Here is a 15,445-nt window from a genome sequence, read left to right as displayed (position 1 = left end):
GGCCAATGACGGTGAGCCCAAGGTCGGTAAAGAAAGCAATCGTCGCGTCGAGGTCGCGGACCGCGATGCCGACGTTCTCGAGTTTGATGGGCATGTGCCACACGTTATACCAAGTCGCGGTGAGCACTTGGTGGCCGTGAACTGCCCTCTGGCTCAGCCATGTCAGTGGCCTCCTGCCCACACCCACCCGGAAGGTCAGGCGTTGGTGAGTCGATAGCCGGCCTGCTCGACCGCTGAACGTACTGCGGCGGGAGGCACTGGCTGGTTGCTGCGGACAGTGACGGTTGAGGTCCCGCCCGAGACGAGGTCGACCCGGACAGCCGTAACGTCCTCGAGGGCGCTCACGGCTGAGGTGACCCGGGACGCGCAGGATCCGCAGGTCGGGCGCGTTTCCAGTTGGAGCCTTCTCACGGTGCATCCTTTCTCGGGGCAGGCAACACACAATCAAATATCTACCCAGCCATGGGATGGCGGAGCCTCTTCCTTGTTCCTCGGGGTCGAGCACCCAATCTGGTGCCGGCGGCCACCGCGATCAGCAGGAGGATCCCAACGGCGAATGCGACGGTTGTCCCTATTCCGTAGGACATCGCTTCCTCGCCTGATCCGGGCATGAGGTGGCCGCGCTGCACGTCAAGCCAGATTCCCGCCGTCGACAGCAGAACCATCAGAGGCACCTGGGGTAACCCCGCCAACAGGGACAACGAGATACTCAGGACGATACCTATGAGGCGGCTAACCAGGTAAGCGGACAAGGGTGCAACCAGAATCAGGGCGACGAGCCAGCCGGGCGGAACTGCTTGTGTCGTGGAGGGGCTGCGGACAAGTATCGGGATGAACACCAACGTTGTCGCGGCTGCCGACGCGGCGGCCACCCATCCGACACCTCGGAGAGATTCCCTCCCAGTCGGACGACCACCGTCACCAGAAGCATCCATGTCGGGCCCGTCTTCACTCATGGGTTGAGAGTTCTCAGTCTACGCTCCTCAGCCCGACGGCCGCGGAGACCCACAGGCGTCACAAGCGTTCGCGTATCGCAGTGATCTGATTCGACGGGACGGCTTCTCCCAAGTTCTGTTCCAGCCAGAGGAAGAACCGTTCTGCCTCATCCACCAGGCTGAACATGAACGGGACCGGCTCGACCATGACACGGGTGTTCCCGACGCTGAAGGACGTGCGCCCCCGGACAGTTGCCAGGAGGATCAGGATCGGCTGATCAGGGAAGGAAGCCTCGGCGCGGCCGTTCTCCAGGAACTCCTCGACCAGGTTGAGCACGTACGACCAGAGCGCGACGACGTCGTCGACCATGCTGACGTCGATGAGCTCCACGCCCTGGCACCGAAGCTGAACCAAACCCTCGTTCCACTGCTTCTCACGTTGCCGGCGCTGGTGCCACAAAGCAGCCGCTTCAGCTGGGTGCTCGAAGATGTCCAGCAGATACTCGTCGGGCTTCTCCGCGATGGCGGAGAGATCAACCTCCTGCGTCTTGAGGATCGAGGTGCTGCTGGTTACTGGCTCGGCGTTTAACGGGCTCATAACGTCCTCCACCTCATCGTCGGCGCGGGAAGGGATTCCTGCACCCCCTGTCCGGACCCCATCCGTATGCCCGACCAGCCGCCAGAGCTGGTGCTTCTCCGTCCGAACCGCTTCTCCTAGCCACGCAAAATCCGCCCGACCTACCGCCTCTGGACCTAGCGCTCATGGCGAGAATCGTACCGGCCTAGTCCCGCCACCCGCGGTCAGCTGCACCCACCTCGTCGTAGAGGTCTCGGCTATCGGCGTCGATGGGCGTCGGCAGGCTCAGTCAAACCCGGATGCTTGCTGCTCCGCGGGGCAACCCCAAGGCGGACGGAAGGCACTTCACACGGGGGCCCAAGGTACACGTCTTTTGAGACGTACGCCGTCGAGCGTCAAAAAACGCTGTATCAAGTTTCCGAGCGCCGCACCGGCTGGGGGGGTCGCTGTCGAGCATCCCCGTCCATCCCTGCCAGTTCATCAGTTCGTTGATAGCGCCCCCTTGCGGACCTCAGCATGGCATCGTGCCAAGGAGTTGATCACTCGCCGCTCTCCGGAGGAGGAAGGGCCTTCCGCCGAGGACATCCGCCACATGTGAACCGCGCACCGCCAATGCGTCCTCGGGAATATTATTCCCGCGCTATCTGAACTGCTTCACGGACGAGAGACTCGTCTGTCTCGTAGTGCGAGGCTGTCTCGGTCGGGACAGCCTCGCCGAGGAGGATTTGGTTCCCGGACACTTCTCGTACGGGTTTCTTCGCTGACAGATGCACTGCGTGCACACGGACCGCAATAATCCGGCGGAGATGTTCAGTGGACACGCCGCCACCGGCCATGATCTCGATGCCCGTCCCACAGTTCAACATCGCGTCGATCGCCCCCAGTCCCCGATCGGCGGTGGGGCGCTTCCCGAGGTAAGGACACGATCGACGCCGATAGAAACAAGATCGCCGAGGTGCGCGGCGGCTTCCTGAAGTTGGTCTATAGCCCGGTGAAACGTCACCTGTGCGCCAGCAGCAGTATCACGTGCGGCCGCCGAGATTCGTGTCATTGCTCGACTGTCGATCCGCCCATCCGCGGTGAGGGCGCCGGCCACAATGCCCGCTGCACCAGCGGCAACGGCCTTGAGCGCCTCATCGGCCATCCAGTCGACCTCTTCTGGGGAGTAGACGAAGCCCCCGGGCCTGCAGCGAATCAAAACGTGTACCGGAATGCCTGTTGCGACGGTCTGCTCAATCATCGTCTGGCTTGGGGTTAGTCCTCCCAGCTCGAGGGCAGCACAGAGTTCGATCCTGTCGGCTCCTCCCGTGATCGCCGCACGCGCCCCTGCCGGTGAGGTCACCGCTATTTCGACGGCAGGTGGCGACGGGCGCGTTACGGAGATCACTTTACGGCGCCTGCCGTGAGTCCTCCGATAAGCCTCTTCTCGATGAGGGCGAAAAGGATGATCACCGGAACGATTGCGACGATCGAGACACCGAAGACGTACTGCCAGCTTGTTGCGTACTGCCCGATGAACTTCGTGAGTGCAACCGACAACGGCTGGTTCTCCGCTGTCGACATGATGACCAGGCTGGCCGCGAACTCGTTCCACGAAGCAACAAACGTGAAGATGATGGCAGTGACGATCCCCGGCCAGACAAGCGGGAGGTTGATCCGAAAGAGCACGGCCAGACGGCCCGCGCCGTCCAGTTGCGCCGCCTCGTCGACTTCCTTCGGAATACCGGCGAAGAAGCTGTGCATGATCCACAGTGCAAAGGACAGATTGAATGCCGCGTTGATCAGGATCATGGCCAGCCAGGTGTCGTTGATGTCGAGCACGAGCATCTGCCTGAAGAGACCGGCCGTCAGCACGGCTGGCTGCAGCATCTGGGTCACGATGACAAGGAAGAGGAAGGCCAGCTTGCCGGGGAAGTTGTAACGAGCCGTGTAATAGGCCGCAGGCGTGGCAACAAGCAGGACCAGCAAGGTGGCGAATACCGCGATGATCACGGTCGAAATGAGGTTATACGGCAGGGGAGTCTCAGGAGTGGACCACATGGTCAGGTAATTGCTGAACTGCAGACCATCCTGCGGGAGATAACGCGGCGGAACTCCGAGAATCTCCGACCTCGTCTTGAGGGACCCAACAATCATGATGAGATACGGAATCAGGAAGAGGAGAGCTATCAGTATCCCAACCACAACTCTTCCTGCCATCCTGCGCCCGCTGACGCCGTCGGCTCCGTACTTCTTGGCACGGGGCTCGACAGGAGGTTGGGAGGAGGTTCTCTGCGGTGCTGCAACTGCCATGTCAATCCTCTTTCATCGGCTTGACGATCTTCACGTAGGCGGCAACGATCACGATCACAATGGCGAAGTTGATCACGCTCAGTGCGCTTGCGAGGTCCAGGCGCCGGTCGAACTGAAGCACCTTGAAGATGTACGTCATGAGGGTGTCGGCGCTGTAGCCGGGAATCGAGCCGGTCATGATGCGCAGAATGGGCAGGTTATTGAAGACGTTGATCACGTTGATGAGCACTGCGACTGCCAGTGCGCCGCGCAGCTGAGGCAGGACCACCGAGAAGTACGTACGGAACCTGTCTGCACCATCCATTTTGGCGGCTTCGAGCATGTCCCCGGAAACCGCCTGCAGCCCGGCCAAGAGGGTGTACGTGGTGAACGGAATCGAAACGAAGATGCCGACGACGATCGCCACGGCAAGAGCAGTTGTGACGTTCTTTGTGAAGCCGTAGGGACTATCGAGTATCCCAACGTCAACTAAGAACGCATTCATGATGCCGTAGTTGCGGTCCAGGCCGTAGTAGAAAACTGTGGTCGTCATGACTACGCTCGCGGCCCAGGGAACAACCACGGTCATGCGGACCAGGGTTCGGCCCGGGAAGGGTTTATTGAGGAAGTTCGCGAGTGCGAGAGAGAGGATCACAGTAACCGTCACGACCACCACAACCCACACCAGGGTGTTGAGAAGGATTCGAGGCAGGTTCGGGTCATCCAGCACCGTGCTGAAATTGGCGAATCCGACACCCTCGATGTTGGTTCCGGCCTGGCTGATGCGTCGGGTGGAGTTGTAGATCATGTAGGCGGCGGGGAACAGCACGACGCCGAAAATCAGGATCAGAACCGGGCCGATCCACGGAAGCGCTGCAACGAGGCTTGCCCAATGACGGCCGCGTGTCGTCCGGACGTGGGTGATAGGGGGCTGCTGGAAGGTACTCATGGGTGCTACCCGATCTGCTGGGACAGGAGGGGAGCCGACGAGGACACGCCGGCTCCCCTCACTCTGGTGCCTTAGCCCGCGGCGTCGGCCTTTGCCTGGATCTGCTCAAGCACGGATTCGGGTTCCTGTGTCTCCAACAGACCCATGAGTGACTTGAACGCACCATCGGTGGCGTTCCAGGCCGGGTTGGAGGTCGGGTAGAACTTCGCGTTGGGCAGCATCTCAAGGAATGGCTTCAACGTCTCGTTTGAGGCCATCGCCTCAGAGCCTGACTTAGTCGTCGGGAGGAAGCCCTCGGTCTCCACCCACGGCACGTACTGGTCCTCAGCGAAGAAGAAGTCCATGAAGGCAGTGATTGCTTCCTGCTTTTCACCGTCGTTCTTGAAGGCCATCAGACGGTCAGCGACTCCGAGGGTGGCAGGTTCCCCGGTGTTGGTGGGCACATTTGTCACCCCGTAGTTCAGGTCGGGGTTGGATTCCTCAATCTGCCCGACGGTCTGCGGAAGGCCGTAGACCATGCCGATTTCTCCCTGAACGAAGACGTTGATCATGGGGGTGCGCTGCGTTGCGCCCGGGTCCGGTTGCGTGACTCCATCCTCAATCATCTTTTTCATGAACTGCGCTGCTTCAAGGTTTTCGGGGGTGTTTATCCGGATTTCTTCCTCGTCGCCGAATCCGCCACCGTTGCCTGCGAACCAGATCATTGCTTCGCCCTGGGCTTCTTCGGAGCCGAGCGGCATGCCGTAGCCAGGGGTGCCCGTCTCTGTGATTTTCGCGGCAGCGTCGTACAGTTCGTCCCAGTTGGTCGGTGGCGCCTCGACGCCCGCTTCGTCAAACAGGTCCTGGTTGTAGAACAGAGCGCGGGCGGATGCGAGAAGCGGCAGTGCGTACTGGGTTCCTTCGAAGGTCTCGTTTTCCGCGAACGATTCCTGGAAATCATTCAGCGTCTCCTCCGATGCGATTTCCTCTGCGGGATAGAGCAGGCCCTCGGCGGCGAAGGCGGAGAATGCTCCGCCATTGTAGATGTCGGGAGCCTCACCTGCCTGAATCTTGGTCTGCAGAACCTGCTCGAGGTTCTCCCACGATTCAATCTGCAGGTTGACCGTGATTCCCTCGTTGGCTGCCTCGAAGTCCTCGATTACGCCTTCCCAAAGGGCTTTGGTGCCGTCCGAGTAGCTGGGAACCAGCATGTTCAGGGTTGTCTCACCCTCGGCGTCGGGCGTTCCGCCGCCGCCAAACCCGCAGGAGGACACAGCGAGTGTCCCAACGGCGGCCATCGCCACCATACTCATCCTCAATCTGTTCTTCATTGCTTGATTCCTTTTCGGAGATGGTCCCAGGACGTCCATGTTCTGTGGATTTGGTAAGGGGGCTCTGGCTGATAGTGATTCAAATTGATCTGCAAGACGAGCGAACGGTCATACTTGAGCAGTTCATCTTCCATAGCATGACGTGACCTAGACCTCAGGTCAAGCTTTTCAGTCCAAGCAACGAGTGGCGGGTCGGCTTTCACACTCATGATTGGGCGCAACAGCTAATGCTCTTACATGATTGAAAATCCTCCGGTACGATCAGGGGTAATCATTGATCGATACCGCTCAGCGTCTCCGAGGAGAATTGTGTCCCAGCTTCCCGAACAACGAACCACAGCCCACCATGCTGGTCGGCACATGGAGAGCGAATTGTCATCGCAGCCGGATTGCTGGGAACGCGCAATCGCCCAATCAGCCACTGAGCAGTACTTGCCTGAACATGGCCAGAGGGTCGCGGTCGTGGGCTGCGGAACCTCCTGGTTCATGGCGCAGTCATACGCTGCGGCCCGGGAGAGTTCGGGAAACGGAGAGACCGACGCCTACCCGGCGTCGGAGGCTTCCGCTGTATATACGCGCCGCTATGATTCCGTAGTTGCTATCACCCGCTCGGGCACCACCAGTGAGATCCTCTCCCTGCTGGAAGAATTGAAGGGAAAGGTCCCCACGGTCGTGATCGTGGGAGATGTCGACTCCCCTGCCGCCGCTCTCGCCGATTCCGTCGCAGGGCTGCCGTATGCGGACGAGTCCTCCGTGGTCCAGACCCGCTTCGCAACCTCCGCTCTGGTGTACCTTTTGACCTCTGTGGGGGTCGATCTCAGTTCCGCCGTAGACGACGCACGGGACGCTGTCGCAGCTACAACTCCTCCGGAACTATTGACGGCCGATCAGTTCAGTTTCCTGGGTACTGGCTGGACCATCGGGCTTGCGCATGAGGGCGCCCTGAAGATGCGCGAGGGGGTTCAGGGCTGGACGGAATCGTATCCTGCAATGGAATATCGGCACGGCCCGATCGCTATCGCCCAGCCTGGAAGGGTTACCTGGGTTTTCGGGCAAGAGCCCACCGGACTGCGTGATGAGGTCGAGGCCACCGGCGCCCTGCATGTCAGCACTGGCGCTCATCCGCTGGCCGATCTCGTCCGCATCCACAAAATCACCTTGGATCGCGCACGTGCACGCGATTTGGACCCTGACACCCCCCGTAACCTTTCCCGGTCAGTCGTCCTCGAAGGCTGACTCGTGCCCTCGAACACACCAGACCCCCGCTCTTTCTTGGGTCCGGTAGGCCCCGGCCACGGAGTCCTGGCAATCGATGTTGGCGGCACGGATACGAAATCGGCGGTAATCGACGGGGACGGCAACTTCCGCGGAATTATGCGGATTCCCTCTCCCCACGACGACCGCCGCGCCGGTGATCTGGTGGTAGAACAGGTCGTCGAGCTCGCCGCCACCTATACCGCTGGTCATCCGGACGTTGAGATAAGCGCCTTAGGACTAGTGGTACCTGGACTCGTCGACGATGCCGCAGGCATCGGACTTTTCGCCAGCAACTTCGGGTGGGACCACTACCCGTTCAGAGAGCGTGTCGCCAAGGCGACCGGGCTCCCGGTTGCCTTCGGTCATGATGTGAGTGCAGCTGGCGACGCAGAAATGCGCGCAGGCGCGGGGCTTGGATCCGATGACGCAGTCGTTCTCATTGTGGGGACAGGAATCGCCGGGGCAGTCTTTTGTGAGGGACGCCCGGTGCGAGCCAGCGGCTACGCTGGTGAACTCGGTCATGCCCAAGTCCCTGGCGGTTTGCCGTGCCGATGCGGCGCTTCCGGTTGCCTGGAAACGATCGGATCAGCAGGTGCCATTACTCGCCGGTACAACTCGCGTACAGGGCGTACGGTCTCTGGAGCCCGCGAAGTACTGGCGGCCGCTCAGGCTGGTGACCACGACGCTCGCGAGATCTGGACCGACGCCGTGAATGCGCTTGCCTTCAGCATTTGTCAGCTCGTCGCAATGATCGGCACTGAGACCGTAGTCATGGGCGGCGGATTAGCGCAGGCGGGACCCGCCCTCATGGACCCGCTCGCCAGACGGGTCGAGGAACAACTCTCCTTTCTGCGGGTCCCGCGGCTGAAGACCTCCCTCCTCGGGCAGGATGCGGGATTAATCGGGGCCGCTATGCGTGCCCGAGACCTTGCGAGGGCCAGCAGATGACGCCGTCCGCGCAGGTTCTGACAATCACTCCGAATCCGGCATTGGATACCACCTACAGCGTGCCCACCCTCACGCTCGGCCATTCCCACCGGGTTTCGGCGCCGGTGGTGAACGCTGGGGGCAAGGGGCTGAATGTCGCGCGGGTGATCCACCAAAGCGGCTCTCAGGTCCACGCGATCCTTCCCGTAGGGGGCGACTCCGGCGTCCTGGTCAAGACCGACCTCGCGGCGGCAGGCATTCCGCATTCGCTGGTGCACGTCTCGCGTCCTACCCGGCGAAGCATCGCCATCTACGATCATGCCGCCGGACAAGCTACCCTCCTGAATGAGGAGGGCTGCGAACTTAGTGACGAAGAATGGGGCCGCATTTCGCAAATCGTTCTACAGCGTTTGCCGCAATCCGGGTGTCTCGTCGGCTCGGGCAGCCTCCCGCTGAACGCGCCGGAGGACTTTTACCCAGACCTGGTCGAAGCGGCCAAGGCCCTCCGCGTGCCCACGATCATCGACACGTCGGGCGCAGCCCTGCTAGCCGCCGCCCGTGCCGGGGCCACTGTGCTGAAGCCGAATCATCATGAGCTGCTCGAGTCCACGGATGAGACCAGTCTCGAAAAGGGGGCCAGGAAGCTCCTGGCTCTCGGGGCCGGTCTTGTCCTTGTAAGCCAAGGCGAGGAGGGCATGTTGGCCTTCGACAACCGCGATCCGGCTACGTTCTGGCACGCCCGCTTTCCCGCAGTGCTCGCCGGCAACCCGACGGGCGCCGGTGACGCTGCTGTGGCCGCCGTTGCGGTCCTGCTCGCGCAGGGTTCCAGGAACGTGCCGGATTTGCTGCGCGCCGCTACTGGTTGGTCGGCCTCTGCGGTTCTGATGCCGACAGCCGGAGCGCTTCACGAGGACTTTCGCGTCATGTCCGACGCCGTGTTTGTCCGCCGTCGCGGTACCGTGCCAGGCCAGTCACCAGCCGCATCTTCTTCGGCAGCACGTCCAACTTCAGCGAAGGATTCCTAATGGCATTGGTCTCCACTCGTATGCTGGTCGATTCTGCAGTCGCAGCTGGCGGCGGAATCGGCAGTTTCAACGTGCTCCACCTCGAGACGGCCGAGGCCATCGTTAGTGGAGCGGAACTCGCAGGCCTCCCTGTCATCCTGCAGATCTCGCAAAACTGTGCTGCCTACCATGGCGCTTTGGAACCGATAACCGTAGGTGCGGCTGCGGTTGCCCGTGCTGCGAAAGTGCCCGTGGCCCTACACCTGGACCACGCAGAGGATGAAAGGCTCGTGTATCAAGCCTTCGACCTTGGATTCGGTTCAGTCATGTACGACGGCGCTCACCTCCCCTTCGAGGAAAACGTCGCCACCACCGCGCGCGTTGTTGAGCGTGCCCATGCCTTGGACATCTTTGTAGAAGCCGAGCTCGGGAAGGTCGGCGGCAAGGACGGAGCCCACGCTCCCGGTGTAAGGACCGACCCCGACGAAGCGGCAGCCTTCACAGAAGCTACCGGCGTCGACGCCTTGGCTGTCGCTGTTGGTTCCTCCCACGCGATGACCGAGCGCGGCGCCGCTCTGGATCTTGAGCTGATCGCGCGGTTGAAGCGCTCGGTCCACGTGCCGCTAGTACTCCATGGATCCTCCGGTGTACCCGACGATGTCCTCTTTCAAGCTGTCCGCGCAGGGATGACCAAAATCAACGTCTCCACCCACTTGAACGGCTTCTTCACGCGAGCCGTACGCGAAGTCCTCGCAGCCCGGCCGGACCTCGTTGACTCCCGTAAGTATGTAGCCGCGGGCCGCGACGCCCTTGCAGCGGAAGCCGCCAGGATGCTCACCCTTCTGGCCCTGCAGCCCACAACAGCCGATCGCGTAGGTTGAACAAGTGAAAAAAACCGAGAGACTCAACGCCATCCTCGACCTCCTTGCGGCTGACGGGAGCGTTCTCGTTGAAGACATCGTCACCCGTCTCGGTGTCTCCCCCGCTACAGCCCGACGAGACCTCGACACACTCGCCGCGCAACGCCTACTGACCAGGACGCGTGGCGGCGCCACCATGGAGGCTGTCGCCTACGACCTGCCCGCCCGATACAGCCGGGACGATCACACCCGCGAGAAGCAGGCGATCGCCCAAGCGGCCAGCGCCCTCGTCCCGAAAGGCTCCGTAATCGGGCTGTGCGGCGGAACCACCAGTACAGCCATTGCTCAGGTTCTCGGAATGCGACCAGATTTGATGGAACCGTCCAACAAACCGGCCCTCACAGTCGTCACTAACGCCATCAACATCGCAGCTCAACTCGTAGTGCGGCCAAACATCCGCATCATGGTTACAGGTGGCGTAGTCAACCCGCGATCCTATGAACTGGTCGGACCGTACACGGACGTGATACTTCAACGCGTCGCCCTCGACATCGCTTTCATCGGAGTCAACGGACTGGACCCGACCATCGGGCCGACAGTCAGCGATGAGGGGGAAGCGGAGGTCAACGCACTGATGGCACGACGGGCTTCCGAGACGTTCATCGTCGCTGACTCCTCCAAAATCGGCACACGGAATTTCGCCACGATGACCGGCTACGTTTTCAGCAACCTGATCACTGACAGCGGTATCACCAGCGAACAGAAATCCGCGTTCGAATCCCGCGGGACGAAGGTTATCGTGGCACCCGAACACTCCTAATGCTCTCAGTGCCCCTCACTTAGATTGGATTTCGCCATGCGTGTAGTCATCCTCGACAGTGCCAAGGAGATCGGCGCCTACGGCGCCGGAATCATCCTCGATGGTGTGCACAAAGGTAAGATCCACACCCTCGGCGTCGCAACAGGGTCTTCTCCCCTGGTTATCTACCGCGCACTGGCGGAGCAGTGGACTCCTGCCATCGCGCAACTCAACGCGTTCGCGCTCGACGAGTACGTAGGCCTGCCAGCGGAGAGCCCGCAAAGCTACCGTTCGGTGATCCACCAGGAGGTAACCAACAGACTCCGCCTCGACCCGGACAATGTCCATGTTCCTGACGGATGTGCTGGCGACCTTGACTCTGAATGTGAGCGTTATGAGGCAGCTATGGCCGCTGTTGGCGGCGTTGACCTGCAACTGCTGGGAATTGGGCGAAATGGGCACATCGGCTTCAACGAGCCAAGCTCCTCCCTGTCCTCCCGCACGCGGCCGAAAACACTGACCGCCGACACCCGCAGGGACAATGCACGCTTCTTCGCCACTCCCGACGAGGTCCCCCGCCAATGTCTCACCCAAGGGCTCGGCACGATCCTTGACGCCGCCGAGGTGTTGCTCGTCGCTCAAGGACCAGCCAAGGCCGAGGCGGTACGTGCAGCCCTCGAGGGACCCGTTTCCAGCATGTGTCCAGCGTCGGTGCTTCAGATGCACCGACGGGCGACCGTCGTGCTGGATGAGGGTGCAGCCCAGCATCTAGCACTGCGCGAATATTATCTGGATACCGAGAGGAACAGAATAGAGGGAAGCGAAAATGAGTACTGTCGCCATTCACAGCACCACGAAGATCGACGCTGATGGCGAAACGCCCGACTTCTGGCTAGTGACCAGCGGCAGTACCATCACCGCCACAGGCACGGGAACGAGCTGGCGGGAACACCGGGCAGGCACCATAATCAACGGCGCCGGGAACTACCTCACCCCCGGCTTCATCGACCTCCATATGCACGGAGGCGGCGGATACAGTCACGAGGACGGAGCCGGTGCCATCACACATTCGCTGGCAGCCCACCACCCTCACGGAACCACCCGCGCTGTGGTGAGCCTCGTGTCCAACCCCCTCGAAGAACTGACCCGCTCGCTATCCAGCATCGCCGACCTCACCGAGACCAATCCCCTCCTGCTCGGTAGCCACCTCGAGGGGCCCTTCCTGTCACTCGGCAAGCGCGGCGCACACAATGCGGACCACCTCACCGATCCTTCCCCCTACCGCGTCGACCGCCTGATCGACGCCGCCCGCGGCACTCTCCGGCAGATCACCCTCGCCCCTGAGCGCGCCGGCGGCCTGCAGGCAATCAGCCGCTTCGCGACCGCAGGCGTCACGGTTGCGATTGGCCACACCGAGGCGGGATACGAGCAGTCCCGCTCCGCGATCCACGCTGGCGCGACGCTCCTGACCCACGCATTCAACGGCATGCCAGGCCTGCACCACCGCGACCCCGGCCCGGTAGGCGCCGCATTAACAGGCGGAGCCTACCTCGAGGTGATTCTCGACGGACACCACGTCCACCCAACCATCGCAGCAATGCTCTTCACTCTCGCTCCACACCGCGTCGTCCTGGTTTCCGACGCCATGGCCGCCGCCGGCGCGCCCGACGGGCAATATCAGCTGGGAGGACTGACCGTCGACGTGCACAACCGTGTTGCCCGGCTTCAGGGTAACGGCTCACTCGCCGGATCAACGCTGACGCTCGACGTGGCGCTAAGGCACGCCCTTGATGCCGGAATCCCAGCTGTACCAGCCATCCAAGCCCTCACCCTCTCCCCGGCGCGCGTTCTGGGGCTTTCTGAGACATTCGGACTACTCCGCGCCGGATTCACCGCCGACTTGGTGCTCTTCGACCACGCTTGGAATGTCGCTTCAGTGTTCGCGGAAGGCACTCGGCTCTACCAGAAGTAACCTACGGATCGCGTTCTTCGACCCCACGACCCCAGTGGCGCCCGAGGATTCAGGCATGCAGTCTCTGTCGGGCGGTGAAGTCGGCGTCAACACGCGCCATGGATCAGTTATTCTCGCGGGTTCTTCACACGAAAGGACATCGGCACGGGAGACGCGGAGTGACGAGCCGTACGGGCATCCCTTTCCACACCTGAGGGCTGTGTAAGGACCGAGTACAACTCCGGGCGCCGCCCAAGAAGCCACCTTCGGCCGGTTGCCAGAGGCAGCAAGTCCAAGTCAAGGTCGGCCACGACGACGGCAGTGTCCGCTACGGGGGTCTCAGCGACGACACGACCGTAGGGGTCAATAATCATCGCGTTACCGGTACGTATTTCATCGTCATCGATTCCGATACCGTTGCTGAAGAGTACGAAAATGCCATTGTCATGGGCGCGGGACGGTAGCCAGCGCATTAGCCATTCACGTCCGGAGGGCCCATTGACCGCAGCCTCGAGCGCGTCCGGGTCTTCACGGCGGTTATCCCACAGAGAGCGGGGAAGCGGGCGCATCCCATGGGGACTCCTGGATTTCGTACCGCCGGTCTGATGAGGCGCGACTAGAACAGTAGCCCCCAGCAGGGCGGTGGCTCGTACATTCTCGACGAGGTTGTTATCCCAACAGATCAGAATCCCCATCCTGATCCCCCAAGGGGTGTCGAAGACCGTGTACGAGTCTCCGCTCGATATTGCTTCATGTTCAAAAGCATGGAGCTTACGGTGTATATGCAAAGTACCATCGGGCATACACACAGCGTAGGAATTGAAAAGGCTATCCCCCTCCGCCTCGAGGAACCCCACGCCAATACCCATGTCCAACTCGGCAGCCATCCGCTGCACCTGTGTAACGGCGATCCCATCCCGGCCCTGCGCCAGTTCCCGCAGACGATTCGTGGGCTGGCGAGTAAGGTGCCAATAGCCCAGCAGGCAAAGCTCCGGGAATGCGACCATCTGCGCGCCGTCCGAAGCCGCTCTCGCCGACAAGCTATGGACTGTATCCAAGTTCGCTGCCACATCATCAGGGACAGCTTCGAACTGGACTACTGCTACTCGTAGCGTATTTGCTAAACGTGCATCATCCATAGGTGCTCTCCCTGATAACCGTCAATTCGATCATTCCCATGTTGCGACGCCAAGGCGGCGAGGCATTGAATCCACCAACTCCGTGGCGGCATGGAAGCTTCCGCTCGGTCACCCGGAATTGCTTACGCCAGGAATAACCCCGATGAGGGAAACAGTACAAGGACTGCCAGGACTTTTGTCGACTCGGGAGTCTTAGGCCGCTGTGAGCGCGGTCCGGTTGATTCTTTCATATCCGATGGGTGCAAGTTTTCCCCGCGGTTGCCGACGCCAGCGCTGGTAGGACCGCTCGATCCAGGTCGTGGTGGCCAGCCGGAGCCCCTGTCTGGTGGCGTCGCTGAAGGCTTAGGACGTTCTTCTGTAAAGCGAGAAGAACGATTTCGTCGCGGCGTTGTCCGCTCAAGCGCCGACCCTGCCCATTGAACCTGTGATCCCGTGCTGTCGAAGTGATTCGACGAAACGACGAGTCCGAATTCGGGATCCGCGGTCCGAGTGCATCACTGGCCCAGCCGGCCGGCGTGAGCGCACAGCGTTCTCCAAAACAGCCACCACCAGTGAGGACTTCATCGGCGCATCCATGGGATAGCCACCAATTCGCCAAAGTCCAACGTGATCGCGCATGCCGCCGGGGTACACGTCTTTCTGTATGCACGGCGTCAGAAACGAGGTTGGTCAGTACGTCCGGTTCAGCAATTTGTCGAGGACAGTTGGAGGTGAGCTCTAATGCAGCCGTCATCGTGTGCCTGCTCTCAGGTGACAGCAGCTCGAACAATCGATCGCAGAGAATCTGGATTGCAGCCCATCAAGTTGCTGCTCAGCGGCACTCAATCCCCTGAACATCCTCGAATTTCTGGCGGCCGGCAAGCCCTAGTCTCTGTCTTCCTTGTCGCGCACACGCAAGGAGGCCCTGTAGGTCGCCAAGGCGAGCAACCCGGAAGAGACCGCTGCTACTAGAGGGACCGTGGCAACAAACCAGAACCACTCAGCGTCCCCCATTGCCCGGCCGAGGGACTCTCGGCAACCTTCGACCATATCGACCCACCAACAGGCACGAGCTTGTAGAGCACCCCACCCGCACCCCGCTCCGGCTGGCACCGTTGGGAGGGTGCGCTGGTGTGATTCGATGGAACCCATGACGAGCGATCCTCATGCTGGTGTCCCGCCGCTACGGCGGAGCCCCCGTACTGATCACCGGAAACCCTCCCCGGGTCCTAGACCTCCCCAAACCTTGGAGAACAGCATGCAGGCAATCACCAGCCGCACCTACGGCACGCCGGAAGTCGTCCACGTTGAAGAGATCGATACACCGGCTCCCAGGAACGGGGAGGTATTGATCCGCAACTACGCAACCGTCGTCTCCCAGGCGGAATGTACCGCACGCAACGGCAAGGACCCCTTTGCTCGGCTCTACTTCGGTTTGGTACGGCCGCGCTTTCCGGTCCTGGGAACCGGCTTTGCCGGTGAAATTC

At 61.3% G+C, this 15,445-nt stretch carries 15 protein-coding genes and 3 pseudogenes; 8 read left to right on the top strand and 10 right to left on the bottom strand.

Annotated features, from left to right (window positions below):
• The 8 genes and pseudogenes from AC4D1W_RS16940 to AC4D1W_RS16905 all read right to left on the bottom strand — a co-directional run.
• Positions 1-94, bottom strand: a pseudogene (locus AC4D1W_RS16940) (VOC family protein); the annotation flags it as partial.
• Positions 95-195: 101 nt separating this feature from the next.
• On the bottom strand, positions 196-411 hold the full coding sequence (locus AC4D1W_RS16935; protein ID WP_490899501.1) for a heavy-metal-associated domain-containing protein: 216 nt from the start codon (positions 409-411) through the stop codon (positions 196-198).
• 41 nt (positions 412-452) lie between these two features.
• Entirely contained in the window at positions 453-956 is a 504-nt protein-coding gene (locus AC4D1W_RS16930) for a hypothetical protein (protein WP_490899500.1), read from the bottom strand.
• 58 nt (positions 957-1,014) lie between these two features.
• Complete coding sequence (locus AC4D1W_RS16925; protein ID WP_490892312.1) at positions 1,015-1,533, bottom strand: hypothetical protein; 519 nt, start codon at positions 1,531-1,533, stop codon at positions 1,015-1,017.
• Positions 1,534-2,371: 838 nt separating this feature from the next.
• On the bottom strand, positions 2,372-2,899 hold the full coding sequence (locus tag AC4D1W_RS16920) for a copper homeostasis protein CutC (protein WP_490899499.1): 528 nt from the start codon (positions 2,897-2,899) through the stop codon (positions 2,372-2,374).
• Entirely contained in the window at positions 2,896-3,804 is a 909-nt protein-coding gene (locus AC4D1W_RS16915; RefSeq protein WP_490892315.1) for a carbohydrate ABC transporter permease, read from the bottom strand. The genes AC4D1W_RS16920 and AC4D1W_RS16915 overlap by 4 nt, the downstream gene beginning before the upstream one ends.
• Position 3,805: 1 nt before the next feature.
• A complete protein-coding gene (locus tag AC4D1W_RS16910) occupies positions 3,806-4,732 on the bottom strand; it encodes a carbohydrate ABC transporter permease (RefSeq protein ID WP_490892316.1) in 927 nt (308 codons plus the stop codon).
• Positions 4,733-4,803: 71 nt separating this feature from the next.
• Positions 4,804-6,042: an ABC transporter substrate-binding protein gene (locus tag AC4D1W_RS16905; protein WP_490892317.1), complete on the bottom strand. Its 1,239-nt coding sequence runs from the start codon at positions 6,040-6,042 to the stop codon at positions 4,804-4,806.
• 360 nt (positions 6,043-6,402) lie between these two features.
• Here AC4D1W_RS16905 and AC4D1W_RS16900 point away from each other — a divergent pair, with 360 nt between their 5' ends.
• The 7 genes from AC4D1W_RS16900 to nagA are packed head-to-tail and all read left to right on the top strand — an operon-like array spanning position 6,403 to position 12,861.
• Positions 6,403-7,278: an SIS domain-containing protein gene (locus AC4D1W_RS16900; protein WP_490899498.1), complete on the top strand. Its 876-nt coding sequence runs from the start codon at positions 6,403-6,405 to the stop codon at positions 7,276-7,278.
• Between the two features lie 3 nt (positions 7,279-7,281).
• On the top strand, positions 7,282-8,247 hold the full coding sequence (locus AC4D1W_RS16895; RefSeq protein ID WP_490899497.1) for an ROK family protein: 966 nt from the start codon (positions 7,282-7,284) through the stop codon (positions 8,245-8,247).
• The gene (locus tag AC4D1W_RS16890; RefSeq protein WP_490899496.1) at positions 8,244-9,251 is read left to right on the top strand and encodes a 1-phosphofructokinase family hexose kinase; all 1,008 of its coding nucleotides are present in this window, start codon (positions 8,244-8,246) and stop codon (positions 9,249-9,251) included. Before AC4D1W_RS16895 ends, AC4D1W_RS16890 begins: the two co-directional genes overlap by 4 nt.
• Entirely contained in the window at positions 9,251-10,111 is an 861-nt protein-coding gene (locus AC4D1W_RS16885) for a class II fructose-bisphosphate aldolase (protein ID WP_490899495.1), read from the top strand. Before AC4D1W_RS16890 ends, AC4D1W_RS16885 begins: the two co-directional genes overlap by 1 nt.
• Positions 10,112-10,115: 4 nt before the next feature.
• A complete protein-coding gene (locus AC4D1W_RS16880; RefSeq protein ID WP_490899494.1) occupies positions 10,116-10,910 on the top strand; it encodes a DeoR/GlpR family DNA-binding transcription regulator in 795 nt (264 codons plus the stop codon).
• Positions 10,911-10,946: 36 nt separating this feature from the next.
• A complete protein-coding gene (gene nagB, locus AC4D1W_RS16875) occupies positions 10,947-11,759 on the top strand; it encodes a glucosamine-6-phosphate deaminase (RefSeq protein WP_490899493.1) in 813 nt (270 codons plus the stop codon).
• Complete coding sequence (gene nagA / locus AC4D1W_RS16870) at positions 11,716-12,861, top strand: N-acetylglucosamine-6-phosphate deacetylase (RefSeq protein WP_490899492.1); 1,146 nt, start codon at positions 11,716-11,718, stop codon at positions 12,859-12,861. Before nagB ends, nagA begins: the two co-directional genes overlap by 44 nt.
• A gap of 107 nt (positions 12,862-12,968) precedes the next feature.
• Here nagA and AC4D1W_RS16865 read toward each other — a convergent pair whose 3' ends face one another.
• On the bottom strand, positions 12,969-13,979 hold the full coding sequence (locus tag AC4D1W_RS16865) for a nitrilase-related carbon-nitrogen hydrolase (protein WP_490899491.1): 1,011 nt from the start codon (positions 13,977-13,979) through the stop codon (positions 12,969-12,971).
• A gap of 192 nt (positions 13,980-14,171) precedes the next feature.
• Positions 14,172-14,627, bottom strand: a pseudogene (locus AC4D1W_RS16860) (DDE-type integrase/transposase/recombinase); the annotation flags it as partial.
• Positions 14,628-15,216: 589 nt separating this feature from the next.
• Here AC4D1W_RS16860 and AC4D1W_RS16855 point away from each other — a divergent pair.
• Positions 15,217-15,445, top strand: a pseudogene (locus AC4D1W_RS16855) (hypothetical protein); the annotation flags it as partial.

Source organism: Arthrobacter sp. TJ-170, from assembly GCF_058269305.1.
Note: the sequence above shows the minus strand (reverse complement) of the source record. Positions and strands in the feature narration are given on the sequence as shown.

Bases quoted from the DNA above. Each gene is read 5' to 3' on its own strand.
- AC4D1W_RS16865 (WP_490899491.1), bottom strand. From the start codon at position 13,979: ATGGATGATGCACGTTTAGCAAATACGCTACGAGTAGCAGTAGTCCAG.
- nagB (WP_490899493.1), top strand. From the start codon at position 10,947: ATGCGTGTAGTCATCCTCGACAGTGCCAAGGAGATCGGCGCCTACGGC.
- AC4D1W_RS16930 (WP_490899500.1), bottom strand. From the start codon at position 956: ATGAGTGAAGACGGGCCCGACATGGATGCTTCTGGTGACGGTGGTCGT.
- AC4D1W_RS16890 (WP_490899496.1), top strand. From the start codon at position 8,244: ATGACGCCGTCCGCGCAGGTTCTGACAATCACTCCGAATCCGGCATTG.
- AC4D1W_RS16915 (WP_490892315.1), bottom strand. From the start codon at position 3,804: ATGGCAGTTGCAGCACCGCAGAGAACCTCCTCCCAACCTCCTGTCGAG.
- AC4D1W_RS16905 (WP_490892317.1), bottom strand. From the start codon at position 6,042: ATGAAGAACAGATTGAGGATGAGTATGGTGGCGATGGCCGCCGTTGGG.
- AC4D1W_RS16900 (WP_490899498.1), top strand. From the start codon at position 6,403: ATGGAGAGCGAATTGTCATCGCAGCCGGATTGCTGGGAACGCGCAATC.
- nagA (WP_490899492.1), top strand. From the start codon at position 11,716: ATGAGTACTGTCGCCATTCACAGCACCACGAAGATCGACGCTGATGGC.
- AC4D1W_RS16885 (WP_490899495.1), top strand. From the start codon at position 9,251: ATGGCATTGGTCTCCACTCGTATGCTGGTCGATTCTGCAGTCGCAGCT.
- AC4D1W_RS16925 (WP_490892312.1), bottom strand. From the start codon at position 1,533: ATGAGCCCGTTAAACGCCGAGCCAGTAACCAGCAGCACCTCGATCCTC.
- AC4D1W_RS16910 (WP_490892316.1), bottom strand. From the start codon at position 4,732: ATGAGTACCTTCCAGCAGCCCCCTATCACCCACGTCCGGACGACACGC.